Origin of the sequence: Nocardia puris (genome assembly GCF_003315035.1) — a bacterium.
GTDB lineage: Bacteria > Actinomycetota > Actinomycetes > Mycobacteriales > Mycobacteriaceae > Nocardia > Nocardia puris.
The window spans coordinates 173,111-195,440 of sequence record NZ_QNRE01000008.1; the positions used below are offsets into that span (position 1 = coordinate 173,111).

The window sequence follows — 22,330 nt, forward strand, 5'->3', positions numbered from 1 at the left end:
CAGGATCTCGGGTCCAACCCCGTACATGGTGACACGAATCGGACACACGGGTCATCCGGACCAGCATTGGTACAGCTCACAATCCGACCGCCGATCGACGCGGACCTTTCCCGCCTTCCCGGAAGCGTTGTCGCCGCGAGGTTCCCGGTGACCGGATCAATCGTCCCCCTCCGGCCCCCGGGCCGGGTCGGCATCCTGCGTCCACACGGACAGCCCCTGGCGGCGGCGTTCCTCGCGGGTGAGGAAGTCGTGGATGGTGCCGAGGAAGTCCTTCGAGCTGACGGGATCGGACGGCGGGTCGGGCGCGGTGGCGTAGGTCCATTCGGTGAGGTGGAGGCGCTGCGGGCCACGGTCCACGTCCAAGTGGGCGAGGTGGTTGCGGGCGGATCTGCGGAATCCGATGCGGGCCTGGTCGTCCACGGGGATCGCGGTCGAACCGGATTGCAGGACGTAGCCGGTGCCGTCGGCGTCCACGTAGAACGCGACCGGCTTGCCGAGGCAGGTACCGAGCAGGCCCGCGGTCGGCGCGGACCGCCCGGCGGGGCGCAGGCGACCGACGACGCGGCCGGTCGCGGTGTCGTAGCGCACCCATTCGAAGCGGTCGTTGCGTGTCAGCCAGATCTCCCGCCGAGACATCTAGCGCACCCCGAGCATTCGATTCACGTGGGCGCTGGTGCGACCCGCTCCCTTGATGATGTCCATCGGTGTTTTGCCCTTCACGTCGTGGAGGAACTCGTAGGTGGGGCCGACCGGGTGCCCGTAGTGCCGGACATTGCGGCGCTCGGCCCAGATGTTGAGGACTCTGGGTAGCTTCGCACGGGTCGCCGTCTTCATGGCGTTGCGCTCATCGATCGCCCAGCGCGCCACGGTCTCCGGGCTCTCCCCCGCCGCTACACGCGCCAGACCCCGCTCGGTGATGCCGCGCACGGTGTCGACATAATCCTGCCGGGCGGCGCCGATCGGACCGAAGGTGCGCAGCTTGCGCCACCAGCCGTCGCCGCAGGACGCCAAGCCGAGCGGGTCGGCCCAGGTGTGCGGATTGTGCACGTAGGCATGGGCGTTCGACGGGTTGGGCGCCAGCCCGAGGGGATCGGGCGCGGTGTAGGCGGCGGTGGCGGGATCGTAGTAGCGGTGCCGGTTGTAGTGCAGTCCCGTCTCGGCGTCGTGATATTGGCCCGCGAACCGCAACGCTGTCGACGCGTGGCCGTTCCATCGGGTGTGGCCCCACAACGTGGCCGAGGCCCACCCCGCGACGGTGCCCGCGCGCGGATCGATCAATTCGGTCGGCGCGCCGGCGAGATCGGTAACGATGGCGTAGAACTCGGTGTCGACGGCGGACTGGTCCACGCCCGCGAATACCCGGGGGCCGCGCGCGGGACCGGTCGACCGCGTGTACTGGGTGAGCGGCTCCCCGGTCTCCGGGTGATGGGTCCAGCACCAGGTGGTGCTCGACGGGGCCGGACCGTGCGATATGTCCTGCTGGAACACCAATTCATCGCCGTCCCAGCCGAATACGACCGTATCGAGCACGGCGCCCGCACGATCGGTGCGCACCTTCGTGACCCGCCTGCCGAACGCGTCGTAACCGTAGCGCCAGAAGGTGCCGTCCGGTGCGGACACGGTGCGGATCTGGCCCGCCGCGGTGTGGGTGAACTCGAAGACCTCGGGCTTGTGCGACAGTCTGGTGCGCACCACCCGGACCAGACGTCCCGCGGCATCGTAGGTGAACCGGCGCCGGCCTGACGCGGTCACCAGGGTTCCCGACGACAGCACGCGCTCGGGCAGGGCCGATTCCTCCGGATCGGCGGCGAGCGTCACGACACCGGCGGGGTCGTAGGCGTAGCGCTCGATGCCCGTGGTCCCGCGTTCGGCCGCTACCGCGGTAACCCGGCCCGACGGATCCAGTTCGACTCGGCGCGAACCCCGCAGCAGGTCTTGGCCGCCGGTGGTGTAGCCGTCGGCACGATAGGTCCAGGTGCGTCCGGCGACGAGGCCGGACGGGTTGCGCACGTGCTGGGCGATGATCCGGTCCCGCGCGTCGTAGCGCCGGTCGACGACAGCGGCGCCGACGCCACGCACGATCTCGTTGCCGGAACGGTCGTAGCCGAAGCTCACGATGTCGGCGGGCCCCTGCCCATCATCGGTGGCCGCGCTCACCAGCAGCCCCGTGTCGTCGCGCCCGAACACCGTGCGCCTGCCGAGCCCCGCCCCCGGCAACGCCCTGGTGTCGACGATCCGCTGGGTTCGCCTGCCCGCCCTGTCGTACGCGACGGCCACCGTGACGCCACCGACGCGTTCGGTGAGCACCCGGCCCGCCGCGTCGCGCGTGATCAGCACCTCGGCATCGGGATTGGCGGCCTCGACGAGATCGCCGTGCCGGTCGTAGCGGTATCTGGTGACGCCGTCGTCGCTGTGCTCCTCCAGCACGCGGCCCGCGGCGTCGTACACGAACCGGGTCCTGCGCCCGGTCGCGTCCGTGGTGGAGCGGATCCGGCCCGCGGAGTCGTAGGTGTAGGAGGTGCGCGCGCCGTTGTAGTCGGTCTCGGCCAGCAGTCGCCCGGCCGGGTCGTACTCGTAGCGCCACACCAGGCCGGCGGGATTCGTCACGGAGGTGATCTGGAGCTGGGTGTCGTAGCCGATGCGCAGGCGCGCGCCATCGGCTCCGGTGACCTCCAGTGGCGAATCCAGCACTGTGTAGCGGGTCGTGCTGACATTGCCCGCCTCGTCGACACGCGAAAGTTCGTTGCCTTCGGCGTCGTAGGCCCAGACGAGTTCGGTACCGTCGGGGTTACGCTGGCTGAGGGGCTTGCCCTCCGGTGTCCAGGTGTATCCGGTGCTGCGGCCGAGCGGGTCGATGCGCGAGCGGATCCGGCCGAAGTCGTCGCGCTCGTAGGTCCACGTGCGACCGCCGGGCGCGGTGACGCGCACCGGCCGTCCCGCGTCGTCGCAGTCGACCTCTGTGACCAAGCCGGTCGGATCGATCACGCGGCGGAGCACCGAACCGCTCGGACGATAGTCGTATTCGTAACGCTCGCGGGCACCGTCGGGGCCCGTCACCGCGACCGTGTTACCCAGTTTGTCGGATTCGTATCTCCAGGTCCGGCCGCCCTGACCCACTTCTTCGAGCGGTTCACCCCACGCGCCGCGAACGACTCTGGTCGTCGTCCCGTCCGGCGTGGTGACGGCGGTGATCAGTCCGTGGCGATCGCGGTCGTAGACCGTCGCCGCGCCGGACGGATCGGTCTCGCGCACCACCTGATGCGCGGTGTCCCGGCCGAAGGTGCGCACGCCGCCGACGGCGTCGGTGATCTGCCAGACGTCTCCGCGCGCGTCGGCGCGGAACAGCAGTACCCGGAGCCCGCCGAACACCGGATCGTCGGGCACCGCCGCGCGATTGGCGACAACGCGCGGCCCGGCACGCTGAATCTCCCGGACCAGCGGCATGGCGCACAGCGCGTCCATCGCCGCGTCGAAGTCGAGCGCGCCGGACGCCGAGAGGTCGAGCGGCCGAACGGTTTCCACCAGGACGGTCCATCGGCCGCCGGGTGGCGCGTCGGGCGCGTCGTCGACGCCGTGCACGAACGCGTTGGCGTAGACGCCGCCGGTGCCGATCTGCGCGACACAACGGCCCAGCGCGTCGTAGCGGTGGTGGTAGGCGACTCCGTTGCGATCGGTCCACGAGCTGAGCCGGTGGGCCTCGTCGTAGGTGTAGCGCAGTTCCGCGCCGGACGCGTCCGTGACGCCGAGCAGATCACCACGGTCCGAGTACCGATAGGCGGCAACGGGAATGGTGTTCGCACCCGAGTCAAGCGACAGCGCGGTCACCCATCCGGTGACCGGATCGGTGCTGGTGCGCAGGACCGTTCCGCCCGAATGCCGGACGGCGGCCACCACACCGCCTGCGCCGTATTCGAAATCGAGGCGGTGACCGCCACGATGGGTGATCGACGCGATCGGCGCCACGGTGGGCGCTACCGCGAACTCCCGGACGGTCCCCGCGTCCAGGTCCCGTACCCGGTACACCTCACCCGACAGCGATAGCGGCAGTCGCCGTCCGGATCTCGGAAAGACCTCCGCCCCCGTGGCATCGGGATGCGGGTAGTCGAGCAGCGCGCCGTCCGCGCACACCAGCACGAGGCCGCGGTCATCGATCTCGAGCCGCTCGTCCAGCATCGACAGCCACCCGGGCCCGAAGTGCCGCCCCAGCCGCAGCGAGGACAGGTGAACGCGCCGCAGGCTCAGCGGCAGCGCACCGTCGGCGCGTACATCGTCGGCTTCGAGAAGTACGGCGCCCGTGGCCATGTCGACGGGCTCACCGTCGGTGCACCGATCCGGGCCCGAGATCGAGCTCGCGTCGCGTTGTTCGGTCACCACATCGCGGGCGCTCGGGGTGGGCGGCGACGCCTCCCGCTCCGGCGATTCCGGGGTCGCGAACGACTTGTCGTCGCTCCGCGCGGGCGGGGTCTCTCGCGCGTCACCGGCTGCGGGTTCCAGCGGACTCCCGTGCCGTGCCTGGGCGTCCCGCCAAGCCTTCGTGGCCTCCCATTCGACGACTTGGCGCTGAATGTAGTCGAGTTCGAGCCGGTGGCCGGCGGACAGGATGGCGTCGATGTCACCACGATCCTTGGCCCGGTTGGCGATCAGCTTGAGCACGATCACATCCTCGACCGAGATCACCCCGCCGGCCGCGCGATCGAGCGCGTCGTGCTGGAGCGGCGTCTCGGCGACCATCAGGTCCGCCGCTATCCCCTTGCCGTGCAAGCGGATGAGATAGACGTCGCCGTCCTCGTTGTCGAACGTGGCCACCTCGTATCCGGCCTCACGCAGCCGCGCCGGGAGATCGCCGACGTCGCGGATCATCAGATCGATGTCGTCGGTGGCGCGCGGCGCGGCCCGATAGACGTTCGCGGCCGTCGCACCGAGCGCGGCCGTCTCGGCACCAAGCTCTCGCAGGTAGGACAGGAAATCCACGGCCTGGTCGGGCAGCGGGCGGCGCGGACCACCGGTAACGGGGACGACCGCCTCGGCGCGGCCGGGGGCCGGCGTGCGCGCGCCGGAGGCGGCGCCAGGGGATCGCTCGTCGGGTGTGCCGCCCAGATCGCTGTCGTCGCGGCGGGCGGCGCCCGAACCGTCCGGCCGCTCCCCGATCCCTACGTCGGGGCGGTGCGCGCTCGGGGGGTAGGTGTCGACGGGTCGGTCCGCGCCGTCGGCTCGGAGGAGTATGCCGTGTGTGGCCAGCACACCCGTGGGTACCAGCCCGCGCCGGAACGGCTGGGGCGAGGTGCCCAGCGTCCGGTCGTGGATCATGACGCGACCGTTCTCGACGGACAACACGTAGGCGTGGGCGCCGATGCCGTCGCGACCGGCCGGACCGTGGTACTCGTCCACTACGAGCATCATCGGCGCGGGCCGGGCCGGGCCGGTCTGGGCGGCCTCCCGCTTCAACATGCTCGCGATCTGCGCCGGCGAGGGGTGCATCCGCAGCCGCCCGCCCGCGGCCTGCTCCAGCTCGTCGGCCGTCAAGCCGCCGGGACCGACCGAATCCGGCACCCGCACACCGGCGTTCGGCAGAGCGTCGGCGGCCACTCGCAGCGCGTCGATCGCACAGAGCGGCCGTGCGGAGACCTCCCGGCGGGCCGGGAGCCAGCGCGACCTGGGTTTGTGATGCTCGGTCGTGCCGTCGGCGTCCGGTCCGGTGGCCGGACGCTGGTCGGCGCTGCCTCTGGTGTCCTCGACGTCGAATTCCACAGCCGTGCGCCGGGATTCGGGGTCGTTCGGTGTGGCGACTTGACGCTGCCGCCAGCCGGGGTCCTCCAGTCCCGGTCGCGATCGCGCCGCGATCATGTCCTCGGCGCGTTCCGCGACGAACAGCGCCACGTTGCGCAGCGACTCCGAGGCGAGGGTCCGCGCATCGTCGAGGTACTTGAAGTAGCCACGGTGCTGGGTGATCCGATCCATGCCCGCGGGGAACTCCGCAGTCACGCGTCGCACGGCTCCGAACGCCCGCGTCGTCGGGTCGAGTCCGTGCCCGCGCCCGGCGAACCTGCCGCCACGCCCCGGGGTGTCCGCACCGGCCCAGGTCACCGGATCGCCGGAGGACGCCGCGACATACACCGGGACGCCGAACTCGGATGCGTGCCGGATCGGACCGACACCGGGCGACCCCAGCAGCATGATCGCGTCGACCATGCCCGCGAGGCGCGCGTTCTCGCCCGCGTAACTGGTGGCGACCGAGCCGTAACTGTGCGACAGCAGATAGACACGCGGCCGCTCGGCCGAAATATCCTGTCGCGCATCGTATTCCCGGCTCGCACGGAAACTCGCCAGATCCCGGCGCAGGATGCGGCCGCCCTCCCTGGCCGCCTCGGCACCCACCGTGCTCTGCACGACGGTTGAGCCGTTGGGGGTCTCGTACCCGATCCAGATGACCGAAGCGATCGCCAGGTCCGGGTTCATCCGGGCCGTCATCTCGTACACGTTCATCGCGGCGCGCAAGTTGCCGGGCAGCTTGTCCAGCGTGGTGGTGATCCCCGGCACGATCCAGGACAGCGACTGCGCCGTGTCGATGTCGCCGACGGACAGCACAGCGCGGCCGGTGCCGCCGAATTCGCTTCTGTCGTAGGACAGCACGTGTACCGGCGGGCTGTCGGGATGTACCGCGGCGCGCGCGTCCATCTGGCTGAGCGCCTGGGCGGTCCGCACCAGGTTGCGCAGTTGCAGCCGTTCGGCGGCGTCGAGCGTCGCACGCCCACCGTGCGGGTACCGCGCGAGGAAGGCGTCGAAATCCCGGGTGATCTGCAAGCGGTTCGCCTGGTCGCGCACGGCTGCCGGGACACCGTCGGCGTTGCCGATCTCGAACGGGTACACCCGCACCAGCGCCGCGCGCTCGGCGGCGCCGAGTTGCTCGTGCCACCAACCCGCGACGCGGTCGGTGTGGGCGGCGGCCTGGGCTTCGATGGTGGACTCGTCGTAGTCCCCGTGCTTCAGCGCATCGGGCCCCGCACCGGGTTCCAGCAGGTCGAGCGCGGCGCGGGCGAGCGCGCGCTGCTCCGCGGTGGGCGCCACGACGCCGGTGCGCTCGGCGGCCGGGTCGACCGGCACGTCCACGTCGTGCCCGAGGAACCGTACGGTCTCGCGCGTGCCGGGCCGGTGCGCGTCGGTGGTGACGGTGTCGGCTTGTCCCACGGTGATGCGTCCGAGGTTGTCCAGTGCCTCGGTCGGCACCGTGCGGCTCGGGTCGGTGTACCAGAAGTACTGGTTGCGTTCGGCCAGGATGCTGGCGAACCGGGGCGCGACCGGGAATTCGGCGGCGACGCGGACGGCGCCGAAGCCCGCCGACGCCGGATCGACGCCGAGCACGCGGGCATCGGGTCCCGCGATGGCGGCGGGAGTGTGCGCGCCGCGCCAGGTGAGGCGATCCGAGGTGGCGGTGAGCGCGAAGACACGGTCGGCGCCGAGGCCGAATTGTCCGGCGTCGGTGACCGGACCGACTCCCGGCGAACCGACCAGCGTCACGTCGGCAACCTGGCGGGCGAGGCCACCGTCGGCTCCGGCGTAACCGACTGCCGTGGAACCGTATCCGTGCCCGATCAGGTGCACGGCCGGGCGTCCTCGTTCTCCGGCGTCGCGCACCGCGTTGAACGCGGCGAGGTCGCCGAGCAGCGAACGCCCGCCCGCGCGGGCCGGACCGGTGGACGCGTACTGCGCCCACATGGCGCCACCGCTCGGCGGGTCGTAGCCCAGCCAGAGCACGGCCGCGTGCGACGACTCGGGTGCGGTGCGCGCGGCGGTGTCGTACAGGTTGTGGACGGCGTGCATGCTCTGGTTCATCGAGCGGACCGTGGCCGCCGCCCCCGGCACGTGCCAGGCGACATGGTCGGCCGTGTCGATGTCACCCAGCGCGATGACGGCCCGTCCGTCGCCCTGGTAGGCCGTCGGGTCGAAGACGAGGACGCGGACCGGCGGCGACCCCGGCGACCCGGCCGCGTCCCGATCGGCGCGGACCAGCAGCTCCGACATCGCGGTGAGGTCGGCGAGCAGGGTGGCGTCCGGACCCATCGCGCGCAACAACCTGCGCGCGCCACGGCCACTCCAGTCCGGCATCCGGTCCGGCACGGCGTCGGACGGCACCGCCGCGTCGGTGAACAGCAGCCGGCGCACGATCGCGAACTCCGGCTCGTTCAGCGGCTTCGTCCCGAAGTGCCGGAATGCGCGCGGGTTCGCGCCGATGCGCTCACCGAGTTCACGCCACGCCCTGCGGTGCGCGAGCCGGTTGGCGCGGTCGCGGAGGTCGGTGGGCAGGCCGTCCATGGCTCCGACCGTCTCGGGATGCGCGCGCAGCATCGCGTTCCGGTGCGCGCCGTCGAGCGAGTCCCAGACCCGGCGGTTCTCCAACGCCCACGCACGATGCGCCGCGGTGACGGTCGCGTCGGTGTCCTCGGCCCGAACCGCTGGGCGCACCGGGAACCGGTCGAGCGCGCGGGCCGCGGCATCAACGTCGCGCGCGTCGAGCCCGGGATCGGAGGGCAAGGTGGGCGGGACAGCGGGTTCGGGGAGTGCGCGGCCGCGGTGTTCCATGACATCGCGCAACCGGTCCGGGAAGTCCGTCACGATCGCGTCGACGCCCAGCCCGATCACGCGATGCATGTCGGCTGGTTTGTTCACCGTCCACACCGACAGCCGCACGTCCGCCGATTCGGCTTGGCGCACAAGCTTTTCGGTGACCATCGACCGCTCCGGCGACAGAATCGTCGCCCCCGCCTCCCTGGCCGCCGCCGCCAGATCCCCACCCGCATCACGCGGCTTACCGGTGAGCTGCGCCCACAACATCCGCGCGCGCTCACCCCGCGAAACCCCCGGATCCCGCCCCAGCCAAGTCTCGCTCGCGGTCCGGGCGCTCACCAACGCCACCCGCTCGGCATCCGGCGCCAACTCCGCCGCGTGGGTCAGCACCCGCCAGTCGAACCCCAGGACGCGGAAGTTCGCGCCGTGCGCGCGCATGGTCCGCACGGCCGCGTCCACCACGGCGCGCACCTCGGCGTCGGGCCAGCTCGGGTCGGTCTTGATCTCGACCGAGAACGTGCCGTCCCAGCCCGTGTCCGCAGCCAGTCGCGCGACCTCGTCCAGGGTCGGCACCAGCGCCCCGGGCTCGGCCCGCTGGGTGTCGGCGAAGCCCGGGTGCACCACGGCCGCGTCGAGGGTGCGCACCTGGTCGAGGGTCAGGTCCCGGATCCTCTGACCGACATACCTGTGGTCCGGGTCGGTGTCGCGAATCGTGCGCTTGTCGATGCGTTGCTCATGATGCACCACCGGCACGCCATCGGAGGTCAACCCGACATCGAGCTCGATACCGTCCACACCCATCCGCATCGCGGATTCGAACGCGGGCAGGGTGTTCTCCGACCACAGACCACGACCACCCCGGTGCCCCTGCACCTCCGGGCCGGTCGGGCGGGTGACCGGTCCATCGACCGGACGGTAACCCTGTGTGCCGTCATCGATTCCGGCCGTCGTGGCCGGATCGACCTTCGGCACCTTCCCGATCACCCGACGGAAGACATTCACGTCCCCCACGCCCGGCCGGTGTGGTTCGGGCGTGACCGTATCGCCCAGCCCCGCCGCGATCCTGCCGAAGTTCTCCAACGCCTCCGTCGGACGCGTCCGGGACGCATCGACATAGTCGTAGTACTGCGTGTGATGCCTGCGCGAATCGGCGAACTCGGCGGTGTCCGGGTACTGCGCCGTCACGCGGCGCGCGCCGAACGCCTCGATCGACGGGTCCACGCCGACGCCGAGGAATCGCGACGCCCGCCCGGCTCTGTTGCCGCCCACCCACGTGACCTTGTCCGTGGACAGGGTCGCCACGAAAACGTTGTCCCCCACCCCGAACTCACGCGCATGCCCCACCGGACCCGCACCCGGCGACGCCGCCAACGTGATCGAGGAGACCTCGTGCGACAACCGGCCGCCGCCCCCCGCGTAACTGGTCGTGGTCGACCCGTAGCTGTGCCCGAACACATGGTTGTCCGGACGACCCGTTCGGACTTCCCGAGAAGCGTTGAACGCGGCGATATCCCGCGCCAGCGATGCGCCCCCCTCCCGCGCCGGCCCCAGACGGAACGCACCCGAATACCCCGACGGCGCGCCGTAACCCAACCAAGCGATCGACGCCACCGCACGCCCCGGAGCACGACGAGACGTCACCTCAAAGTGGTTGCGCGCGAAATCCGTATTCCACGCCAGCTTTCCGAGATCGGTCTTGATACCCGGCACATGCCACGACACCGAATCGGCCGAATCCACATCACCGATCGCCAGCACCGCACGACCCTTACCACCGAACGCCCCCGCATCGAACGACAACAGGTGCACCGGCGGTGTCGCCAGATCCTCCGCCAGCCCGGTCTCGCGCGCCATTCGATCGGCGTCGACCAGAGCGGCGACGGTGGTCTCCAAGTTGGCCAGGGCGGTGCGCTGGGCATCCGTCCGCGCGCTCGAATGCACAGCGCGCAGGTCCACCAGATCACGCACGATCGCCAGCCGGTTCGCGTAATCACGCGCCACCGCGGGAATCCCGTCCGCGTTACCCAGCTCCCGCGGATGCGCGAGCACCACCGTCCGCCGCTCGGCGGCATTCAGCCCGTCCCACCAGCGCGCGTTCGCGGCCGCCCGGTCCCTGGCGGAGGTGACCGTCTCGGTATCGGCGTAATCCCCGTGCAGCAACCGATCCGGTCCCGCGCCCGGCGATCGCCGATCCAACAGCTCCCGGGCCAGGCGCGATTCGTCCTCCGTCGGCCTGCGGTCCGTCGGGAGTACGTCGGTGAGCGCGAACTGTCCGTCCCCGTCGCCGCCGGGCTCGGACGGCACGGCGGGCACCGGCGGTGTACCGGGGCCCCGACCGCCCCCATCGTGACCACCGGCGGCGGCACCGGGACCGTCGTCACCGTCCTCGTCCGGCTCCGTGGACGGCGGATCGATGCCGGGCGGCGTGCGTGTGGGGTCGATCGTGCCGGGACCGGAGTCCTCCAGGGGAGTTCCGAGGCGGTCGCGCGCATCCTGCCACTCGCGCGTCACCTCCCATTCGCCGGCCTGCCGCTCGATGTAGCCGAGGTCGAGCCGATGCCCCGCGGACAGGATCGCGTCGATGTCCGCACGGTCCTTGGGCCGTCCGCCGATCAGCTTCAGCACCAGGATGTCCTCGATCGAGATCACCCCGTCGAACGCGCGGTCGAGCGCGGCGATCTGGACCGGTTCCTCGGCGACGATCAGGTCGACCGCGCGGCCGTCGCGCCGAGCCCGGATCAAGTAGATCTCGTCGTCGGCGTTCTCGGTGGTGGTGACCTCGTAGCCTGCCTCGCGCAATCGCCGGGGCAGATCGCCCGCTTCGCGGATCAACAGGTCGACGTCCTCGGTCGGGCGCGGGTCGGCCCGATACACATTGGCCGCGACACCGCCGAGAGCCGCGGGGTCGGCGCCCAGCGAGCGCAGGTGAGCCAGGAGGTCGGTGACGTGGCCGGGCAACGCGCGACGCGGACCACCGGTGTCGGGTGGGGTCGGCGGCGGCTCGGGAAGGGCGCGGCCGCGGTGTGCCATGACGTCGCGCAACCGGTCCGGGAAGTCGGTCACGATCGTGTCCACACCGAGTTCGATCAACCGGTGCATATCGGCGGGATCGTTCACCGTCCACACCGACACCCCGATGTCCGCCGATTCGGCCTGGCGCACAAGCTTTTCGGTGACCATCGACCGCTCCGGCGACAGAATCGTCGCCCCCGCGTCCCGCGCGGCAGCCGCCAGGTCCCCGCCGGCGTCCCGCGGCTTACGGGTGACCTGCGCCCACAGCATCCGGGCGCGCTCGCGCCGGGAGATACCCGGATCCCGCCCGAGCCAGGTCTCGGTCGCCGTGCGGGCGCTCACCAACGCCACACGCTCCGCATCCGGCGCCAACTCCGCCGCATGCGTCAGCACCCGCCAATCGAATCCCAGAATCCGGAAATCGACCCCCTGCCCCCGCAACGCGCCGGTGACCGCCGACACGACGGCCCGCACGTCGGCGTCCGGCCAGCTCGGATCGGTCTTGATCTCGACGGCGAGCGTGCCGCGCCAGCCGGTTTCACGCGCGAGGGCGATCACTTCGTCGAACGTCGGTATCCCCGCGCCGGGTTCGGCCCGTTGGGTGTCGGCGAAGGCGGGATTCACGACCGCCGCGTCGAGGGTCCGGATCTGATCGAGAGTCAGATCGCGGATCTTCTGACCGACATACGTGTTGTCCGGATCGGTGTCCCGGATCGTGCGCTTGTCGACGTGCTGCTCGTGATGCACCACCGGCACACCGTCGGAGGTCAGCCCGATATCGAGTTCGATGCCGTCCACGCCCATCCGCATGGCGGCGCGGAATCCGGGCAGCGTGTTCTCCGCCCACAAGCCACGACCACCACGATGCCCCTGCACCTCCGGACCGACCGGACGGGTGACCGGTCCATCCACCGGACGATAGCCGTGTGTGCCGTCATCGATTCCGCCTTTCGCGGCGAAATCGACCTTCGGCACCTTGCCGAGCACGCGACGGAAGACATTCGCGTCCCCCATGCCCGGCCGGTGCGGTTCGGGCGTGACCGTATCGCCCAGCCCCGCCGCGATCCGGGCGAAGTTCTCCAGCGCCTCGGTCGGGCGCGTCCGCGACGCATCGACGTAGTCGTAGTACTGCGTGTGATGCTTGCGTGGTTCGGCGAACGCGGCGGTATCCGGATACTCGGCGGTGACCCGACGCGCACCGAACGCCGCCACGGACGGATCGATCCCGACGCCGAGGAACCGCGACATCCACCCGGCCCGGTTGCCACCCACCCAGGTGACCTTGTCCGTGGACTGCGTCGCCACGAAAACGTTGTCCCCCACACCGAACTCGCGCGCATGACCCACCGGACCCGCACCCGGCGACGCCGCCAACGTGATCGTCGAGACCTCGCGAGCGAGCCTGCCCGCTCCGCCCGCGAAGCTCGTCGTGGTCGACCCGTAGCTGTGCCCGAACACATGATTGTCCGGACGCGCCGGTCCGCCGCGCGCGGCACTCGACTCGCGAGAAGCGTTGAACGCGGCGATATCCCGCGCCAGCAGCGCCCCACCCGCCCGCGCCGGGCCGAGCCGGAACGCCCCGGTGTATCCGGTCGGCGCGCCGTAACCCAACCAGGCGATCGACGCCACGGAGCGGCCCGGCGCGCGCCGCGTCGTGACTTCGTAGTGGTTGCGCGCGAAATCCGCGTTCCAGGCGAGCTTCCCGAGATCGGTCTTGATCCCCGGCACATGCCACGACACCGAATCGGCCGTGTCCACGTCACCGATCGCCAGCACCGCGCGACCCTTACCCTCGAACGCTCCCGCGTCGAACGACAGCAAGTGCACCGGCGGGGTATCGCCGCCGGTCTCGCGGGCCATACGGTCCGCCTCGGCGAGCGCCGCGACTGTCGTGTGCAGATTGGCGAGTCGAGTGTGCTGCTCCTTCGTGCGATCGCTCGAGTGCACGGCGCGCAGGTCCGCCATCTCCCGGACGATCGCAAGGCGGTTCGCGTAATCCCTGGCGACAGCGGGAATCCCGTCCGCGTTGCCCACGTCCCGCGGGTGCGCCGAGACCACCGCCATCCGCTCGGCGGCACTCAGCCCGCGCCACCACTGCGAGTTCGCCGACGCCAGGTCCCGAGCCGACGCGACCGCCTCGGCGTCGGCGTAGTCGCCGTGCGCCAACCGGTCCGGACCGCCTCCGGGCGCGCGGCGATCCAGCAGCTCCTGCGCCAGACGCAGTTGTTCCCCGGTCGGCCGCCGATCCACGGGCAGCAGGTCCGACAGCGCGAATTGCCGGTCACCGTCGTCGGCGGGGTCCGGCATGGCGCCGCGCTCCCCGGGATCACCCGGGCCGCGGCTCCCGTCGTCGGCGTCGCCGGGGGCAGGTGGTACCTCGTCGTCCCCGTCGGTCCGCGGCGATTCCGGCGCGGGCGGCGTGGTCTCCGAATCCGATTCGGCTGCTTCGGATTCCGCCGGATCAGAGGTGGGCTCGGCGCGCCCGGACGCCAGCGCGGCCGCATCGGGACGCGATGCCTTCGGGTGGGGCGAGGTCCCGTCGCCGGGACCATCGGACGGATCCCGGCCCGGCGCCACCGGCCCCGGATCGTCGGGCCTGCGGTACTTCGGCGAGCCGTGCTCGATGGTCGCGACACGCGCCGCTTCCGGGTCGCGCGGCAGGGAGCCGACACGGCGCTGCAACCAGGTCGGCTCCTCCACACCGGGCCGGTGCTCGGCGCGGCTCACCTCGTCCGCGCGGCCCGAGACGATCAAGCCGAAGTTCTCCAGCGCCTCGGTCGGCGTGCGGTGCGCCCACTCGGTGTACTGCCAGTACTGACGGTGCGTGCGCAGACCGTCCGAGAAGCGCGGCACCCGGGGGAATTCCGCGCGCACGCGCTGCGCGCCGAACGCGGCGATGGCGGGATCGGTGCCCTGTCCGCGACCCGCGAAACGACCCGGCAGGCCCGGGATGTTCGCGCCGACGAACGTGACCGGGTCGCGCGATCCGATTGCCACGTAGACGTTCTCGGCGCCGATGCCGAAATCGCTCGCGTGCCGCAGCGGCCCGGCACCCGGTGAGCCGAGCAGGGTGATGGTGGTGACCTCCCCCGCCAGACGGCCGTTCGCGCCGGCGTGCCCGGTGGTCGTGGACCCGTAACTGTGGGCGAGGATGTGGTTCTCGGTGCGTCCCGGTCCGCCCTTGTCCGCGTAGAAGTCGCGCGCCGCGTTGAATCCGGCCATATCGCGGGCCAGCAGCTTGCCGCCCTCCTCGGCCGGACGCTGCGACACCGTCTCGGTCGCCATGGTCTTGCCGCTCGGTGCGTCGTAGCCGATCCAGGCCACCGAGGCGATCTCCCGTTCCGGAGCCATCCGGGAAGCGACTTCGTACAGGTTGAGCGAGTTGCCCATCCGCGCGCGCATGTGCTGTGCGGTGGTGGTGATGCCCGGAATCTGCCAGGCCACCGAGTCGGCGGTGTCGATATTGCCGAAGGAGAGCACCGCGCGGCCCGCGTGACGGAACTCGGTGGCACTGAAGCCGATCAGGTGCACCGGCGGCCTGGCCACATTCGGGTGCAGGCGACCCACCCGCTCCTCGGCGACCGCCAGCGCCCGCCACGTGTAGACCAGATTCTCCACCTCGAGCCGGGTGGTGCCGTCCAGCTGAGAGCGCATCCACTGCTCCGGATCGGTGCCGTCGGGCACCTGGCCGGCGAATTCCGCCAGATCGCGGGCGAGCGCCAGGCGGTTCGCGTAGTCGCGGACATGCGCCGGGATGCCGTCGGCATTGCCGATATGGTGCGGGTGGGTCCGCACCAGCAGACTCCGTTCCTCGGTGGTGAGCGAGTGCCACCACCGGGCGTTGTCGGTGGTCCGTTCCCGCGCCGAACCCATGATGTCGTCCGGGTCGACGGCGTGCAGCAGTCGCGCGGGGCGCGCGCCCGGGGCCAGCCGGTCCAGGAGTTCACGGGCCGCGACACGATCAGCGTCCGTGACGGGCGCGTCGGGAGGCAGTACCCGATCAGGACTCCATCGCGGCGCGTCACGGTCGGGCCCGGCGTCCACCGGGATCGCGTGCTCGGGTCGTTCGCCGCGCGCGACGGCGAACGCGCGGCTCACGTCGGCGGCCGTCACGACCTGGGAGCTGGGTTTCGGGCGCGGGGGCGACTGGTCCGGGGTGGCGATCTCGTCACCCCGGCCCGCCGTGATCAGCCCGACATTGGCCAGCGAGGCGGTCGGGGTGCGGCTGTGGATATCCGTGTGCGCCAGGTAGCCGCGATGCGCTTCGCGGCGCCCCGCGAACTCCCTGGTATCCGGATAGCGCGCGAGGATCTGCCTGGCGCCGAAGGCATCCGACACCGGATCGGCGCCCAGCCCGCGCCGTAGGACCCGACCGGCCCGGCCGGGATTGGCGACCGTGTCGCGCGGCGCGGCGGCCACGAACACGTTGCCGCGCCCGATGCCGAAGTCGTCGGCGGTGCGGACCGGCCCGGAGCCTGCGGGTCCGAGCAGGGTGACAGTCGAGATGCGCCCGGCCAGTCTGCCGTCGGCACCGGCGAAGCCGGCGGTGACGGCGCCGAACCCGTGCGCGATCAGGTGGGCGGCCCCTGGTCCGCCCGGAGCCGTGTGCGCTCTGCTCGTGTGCCATGCCGCGACGTCCCGCGCCAGCAGGTACCCGCCGACCGCCGCCCGCCGGGGGTTGCCCGCTTCCGGTTTGGTGTCCGGATGGTCGTAGCCGATCCAGACGACCGAAGCGACGTCGGCGTGCGCGGTGAGATTCGAGGTGACCTCGAACTGCGCGCGGGCGAACGACATCCGCGTTCCGACGTCGGCCAGCGTGGTGCCGCGCCCGCTCACGTGCCACGACACCGAGGACGCCCGGTCCAGATCACCGAGCGCGACCACGATTTTGCCCTTGCCCTGGAAGGCGCCGGGATCGTAGGAGATCAGGTGCACCGGCGGGGAGCCGAGGGTGCGGGCGGCCCGGCGGCGCATCGCGACCAGCTCGTCGTGGGCGGTGACGACGTTGCGCAGCTCCCGCCACTGCGCCGGGGTCAAGTCCGGCCGCCGCCCGCCGTTGTCGCCGAGTTCGACCAGTCGGCGCAGGTCCCGTGCCAGCGCCAGCTCGTTGGCGGCGTTGCGGTCGGCGGCCGGGATGCCGTCGGTGTTGCCGATCACCCTGGGGTAGGTCATCGCCAAAGCGGAGCGTTGCTCGTCGGTGAGCCCGTGCCACCAGGTCGCGTTGAAGTCGGCGCGGCGCGCGGACGCGTCGACCACGTCACCGGGCGGGACGGGACGCGCGAGCATGGCGAGCAAACGCGCTTCGGGATGGGCGGGTATGTCGGCCCGCACCTCGGCGGGTAGCAGTGTTCGCAGCTGCCGCACGGCGTCCTCGGCCAGCTCCCGCTCCGCCGCGGTGGGCGCGCGGTCCGCGGGAACTCCCGCATCGGCGCGTGGCTCGTTGCCGGCGGGCGGCACCGGCGCCGTGCCGTCCCGGACCACCAGCGGTTCCGGCTCGCCGGAGCGGTCGCGGGCGGCCGGGGCGAGGTCCTCGCCCGCCGCGATCATCCCGAACTGGCGCAAGGCTTCCGAAGGCAGCCTGCCCTCCGGATCGGCGTGGAAGTACAACTCGGACAACGGCACTCGGTGGTTGGCCGGCGTATCCACGGGAATCCGCCGCGCCCCGAACGACTCTGCGGTCGGGTCCACCGGTCCCGTGGCGGTGATCGCCCCCACCAGTCGCGCGGGCACGGCGGCGAACCACGGACCACGGTCCCGCTCCGACGTGGCGACGAAGACATTTCGGCCGACGCCGAACTCGGCTGCGGATCGGATGGGGCCCACCTCATGGGCGCCGACCAGGGTGACGGTGTCGGCCAGCGCGGCAAGTCGCCGGCGCCGGCCCGCGTGGCCGAGTGTGATCGCGCCATGGCGATGGCCGAAGAGGTGGTTCGAATGGCCGGGCGCATCGCCGCGCGCGGCCGCCGCGGCTCTGGTGGCGTCGAACCCGATCAGGTCGCGCACCAGCAGATCGCCGCCCCGGCGGGCGAGGCGGTCGGCGCCGAGCGCCAGCCGGTTCGCGGGGGTGCGTCCGCCCACCCAGGCCACGCTCGCCACCGGCCGGCCGGCGGCGGCCCGCGCGGTGGACTCGTAGTGCGCGGCGGCCGCCGTCACATGGTCGTCGATGCGGCGCAACGACGTTCCGCTGTCGGGCACGTGCCACGCGACCGACTCCGCCCGATCGAGATCTCCGAAGGCCACCACCGCGCGGCCGTGCCCGCCGTTGATCGCGGCGTCGTAGGCGAGCAGCCGTACCGGCGGCCGCGGCACGCCGGGATCCAACGCCGCCGCGAGACGATCCGCGCGCGCCAGCGCTTCCCTGGTGCGGATCATGTTGCGCAACTGGTCGGGCTCGGCGCGGTGGAACTCGGGGTTCACCACCTGGCCCATGCCGAGCCGCTCCGGCGTGCGGGCGCGGAACGATCCCAAATCGCGTTCCAGGGCAAGGCGATTGGCGCGATCCCGGACATCGGCGGGGATGCCGTCGGCATTGCCGATCAGCTCCGGATGCACGCGGATCATCGCGGCGCGCTGGTCGTCGGTGAGGCGATGCCACCAGTCGGAGTTGGCGCGCGCCCGGTCGCGGGTCGCGACGTCGGTCGCGGGTCCGTGCTCATCGCCGTGCAGCAGCCGGGCGGGGCTACCGCCGTCCAGTTCACGCACCGCCGCGGCGGCGAGGTCGATCTCGGCGTCGGTGATCGGCTCGTCGACCATCCGGCTGGCAGGCGAATCCGGGTCGGTGATCGGATCGTCGATCGTCTCGTCGGCGGGCGAATCGTCGTCGGCGCGCGAATCCGTGTCCCCGATAGCGGAATCCGGCCGCACCGCGTTCGCGGCGGTCTCCGCGGTGTGCGCCGCCGTGACCGGGCGTAGTGTCTCCCCCTTCGCCCCGTAGAAGATTCCCCAGGTGGCTTCCGCTTCGGGTGTGTCGTCGGGGTCGAAGACGAACGGCCGATCCGCGCGCAGCGGATCGTCGACCATCACCGAGTCCGTCTCGGCGTCGTAGTACATGGTGTAGGCGTGCGCGCCCACGCCGTGCTCGTCCGCCGCGGCGCGCTGGTCGACCACCACGGCCGTGGCACGGCCGCCCAGCTGCGCCAACCCGTTCGCGATCATCTCGTGGGGCGAGCGCTTCCGGTCACCGGTCACCGGCGTCAGCTCGCCGCCCGCGGCGTTCTGCGCCTGCTGCCAGCTCACACCCTCCGGGCCCACCGCCCCCGGTTCGAACAGCGTGATAGTCGTATTGCCGGTCTGCGTGGCGGCCCGCCACAGCGCCGACTCGAGGCAATTGTTCTTGCTCGGGGCGGGACGGCTGGGGAGGGCGTCCGCCGGAACGGCATCGGGCGCACGGTGGCCCGTCGCGCCGACGAGATCGGCGACCACGGCGTCGATGCGATACATCGCGTCGGCCGGTACCCCGCCCGGCAGCGTGCCGCGCTGGGCCGTGCCGAGCGTGTGATAACGCCGCCCGTTCTCGTCGGTGACGTGGACGCGCACCTCGTCACCGAAACTCCCCGGGCGAATGCGCGCGTCACCGGGCAGGCCGCCGAGGACGACATCGCCGGCCATACCCGTCAGACGGCCGCCGCGGCCCGCGGCCTCGGCGACGTCTACGCCGTAGTCGTGGGCGACGATCGTGTTCCGCGGGCGGGCGCCGTCGTCCGACCGCACCGAACGCGCCGCGTCGGCCGCCGCGACGTCGCGCAGGAGCAACCGCGCCCCTTCCCGCGCGCGGGTCAGCGAGACCGATTGGAACGCGGCTCGCAGGCCATGTCCCTTACCGGCCGGCGCGTCGTAGCCGACCCAGGCGATCGAGGCCAGAGAACCACCGCCGCGCACGCTGCCCGCCGCGGCCAGGTGCGTGTTCAGCACGGTGCCGAGGCTCTCCCCGAGCGCGCCGACGGACTGCCCGCGGCCACCGACGTGCCAGGACACGCGATCGGCGGTATCGACATCGCCGAATGCGACCGCGGCGCCGCCCTTTCCGCCGAACGCCGTGGAGTCGAACGCCAGCACGCGCACCGGCAACCCCGGCGATTTCGCGTCGGCATGCGCCTGCGCGGCGGCCAGCGCGCGCACCGTGCTGCGGAGGTTGGACAACTGCGTGCGCTCGGCGTCAGACAGGGTGTCGCGGGAGAGGAGATCATCGATCTCCCTGGCGATTCGCAGCCGATTGGCGGCGTCGGACGAGGCCGCATCGATACCGGGCGCGCGGCCGACGGTGGCCGGATGCGTCCGGATCATGGCGGCGCGTTCGTCCGGTGACAGCGAATCCCACCACCGGGCGTTGGCGCGGGCCAGTTCCCGAGCGCGAGCGCGCGAGGTGGTCCCCTCGTTGTGCAGCAGATCGCTGAGGTCCGCGCCGTCGCGCTGCTCGGCGAGCTTGCGCGCGGCCGACTCGGCGGCGCGGGTCTCCGCGTCCGACGGCGGAGCCAGGTTCTCGGGCAACACATGCCGGCGCGGACGGGCGCTGTCGCCGGAATCATCGGCGCCGGGTGGGGTCGGGGCGGATTCCGGGTCGGCGTTCGCGTCCGGGTTCGTGTCCGGTCGAGTGCCCGCTCCCGCCTCGGCCGTGGCGTCCCTGGCGGCGGGCCGCGTGCCTTCCCCCGCCCGTGTCCCCGCTTCGGGCCCCGCGACGAGCGGCGGCGCCGGGGAGACCACCACCGGGGCCACCGTGTCCGCACCGGTGTCGACCTCGAGGTCCGAATCGGTGCCCGCGCGCGCCGGGTCCGCCGCGGACGGCGCTTCGGTATCGGCCGTATTCGCTTGCACGACAACGGGATCGGTGACCGTGCTGGCGGCCGGGGCGCCCGCGGCCCCGGCCCGTGGCCGCGCGTCGCCGGTGTCGGTGTCGGTGTCGGTGTCGGTGCCCGGGGTGCGCGCCACCGAACTCTCTCCCGGGCGAGGCGAACTACCGTCGAGCACCGAGGTTCCGCTCGGCTGAGTGCCGTCGGCATCCGTGGCCGAGGTCTGGCGCGCCGGGCCGGCCGAAGAGGCGCCCGCCGCGGGCGCGCCGGGCTGGGCCCCTTGGGCGGGTGTCCCGGCGGCCGGGCCGGTCGCCGCGGAAGTCACTCCTGACGGCGTCGCCGTGACACCGGCCACGGGAGTACCGGGCGGCGGCGAACCGATACCACCTTGTGCCGCACCGGCGTTCGCGGCAGCTCCGCCGCCCTCGGCGCTGCCTTCCATACCCTCGGTCTGCGCACCGCTGCCGTCCATCGAGACAGACGCACCGGCTGCGCGCGCGCCGTCGGTGGTCGAGGAACTCGACGGCTTGTCGCCACCGGAATCCGCGCGTGTATCCCCGGAAGCACTCTCGGACTTGCCTGCCGCGTCCACGGAACGGTCGCTGTCCCCACGACCGTCCTGCCCGCCGTCCTCGGACGGTGACCGCTCCCCCGACCCCGCGGTGGCGCGGTCGTCCGCCGCACCCTGATCACCGGGGGGTGCCGCACCCCGGTCGCCACCACCCTGTCCGGACTGCTCGCCACCGCCGGTCGAGGACGGTTGCGCGCCCGAATGTCCGGCGCCGTTCCGCTGTCCCGCGCCTTCACCCGCGTTCTGCGCGGCGCCCGCGCCGTTCGGGGAGCTGGGCTGGGCTCCGTGGGACTGTGTGCTGCCGGTGTTGTTCGCCGACCCGCTCGGAGAGCTGCCCTGCCCGTCCGGCGAGGGCCCGGAAGCCGGCGGCGTGGTGCCGTCCGGCCCGCCGGGCATGGTGCCGATATTCACCGTGGGGTTACGCACGTTCGGCATGGGTCCGCCGCCGAAATCGGTCAGTCCGCGCCAGCCGTAGATCGCGCTCGGCCCCATGCCAGACAACGCGCCACCGACGAACATTCGCGGATCCAGATCCCACTCCCCGGTGATGACGCCGGTGGACACATAGGCCGCCGCCGCGCCGCCGAGCCCCGCGGTCCCACCGACGACCGCGCCCTTGAACATTCCCTCGAAGCCGGAGTCACCGAGGCTGGTCCGGCTCATCAGCCGGTGCATGCCGAACCCGGTGGCGCCACCCGCCCCACCCGCGATCGCGGAGATGATCGCGTTCTGGCCGACCTGCCCCCAGTTCATCTCCTTCTGGTAGCCCTGGGAGACGTTGAGGCCCTGGATCGCGGTCTCCTGAATGGTGCCCTGGATCACCTCCACGATCGCCTCCTGGACGATCTCGTAGACGACCTTGATCACGATGTCCTGCGCCGCGCGCGAGATCGCCATCCGGCCGACGATGGAGGTGATCCGGTTCAGCAGCATGCCCCCGAGCCACCGGATCGCCACCTGGGTCGCGGCCGTGAGACCCGCCTGCGCGAACGGCGCGCCGGGGCCCAGGAACGCGGCGTAGGCCAGCTCCGCGGCGAGCCAGGCCAGTGAGAAGATCACATTGAGCTTCCCCGACCGGATCTGTCCCGCGTATTCGAGCGCCGTGTCGCCCATCTGCTCGAAGATGCCGGCCAGCGCGTCCAGCGACGCGTCGCCGGAGATGAGCTTGTCCAGCTCCTGCCGGATCTGCTCTTTACCGTCGCCTTCCGGGTAGGCGACCAGCAGCGACCTGATCGCGGTCTCGGCCTCGGGAACCGCCATGGTCCGCAGGTCCCCGCCGACCTCGGCGAGTTTCTCGGCGAGTTCCTTTTGCAGGTCCTCGTTACCTTCGGGCCACTCGCTGCCCGCCACCCAGTCCAGCCATTGCAGCCAGCCGGGAATCATGATCGCCATTGCCGCC

Annotated in this window: 2 protein-coding genes; both read right to left on the reverse strand. The window is 71.9% G+C overall.

Annotated features, from left to right (window positions below):
* Positions 1–156: 156 nt before the first annotated feature.
* Positions 157–636, reverse strand: coding sequence for a hypothetical protein (locus DFR74_RS20900; RefSeq protein WP_067507422.1), 480 nt, complete (start codon positions 634–636; stop codon positions 157–159).
* On the reverse strand, positions 637–22,323 hold the full coding sequence (locus DFR74_RS36710) for an alpha/beta hydrolase (protein WP_067507425.1): 21,687 nt from the start codon (positions 22,321–22,323) through the stop codon (positions 637–639). It abuts the gene before it with no gap.
* Between the last annotated feature and the right edge of the window lie 7 nt (positions 22,324–22,330).

Coding starts and splice junctions, on each gene's coding strand:
- DFR74_RS36710 (WP_067507425.1), bottom strand. CDS start 22,323: ATGGCGATCATGATTCCCGGCTGGCTGCAATGGCTGGACTGGGTGGCG.
- DFR74_RS20900 (WP_067507422.1), bottom strand. CDS start 636: ATGTCTCGGCGGGAGATCTGGCTGACACGCAACGACCGCTTCGAATGG.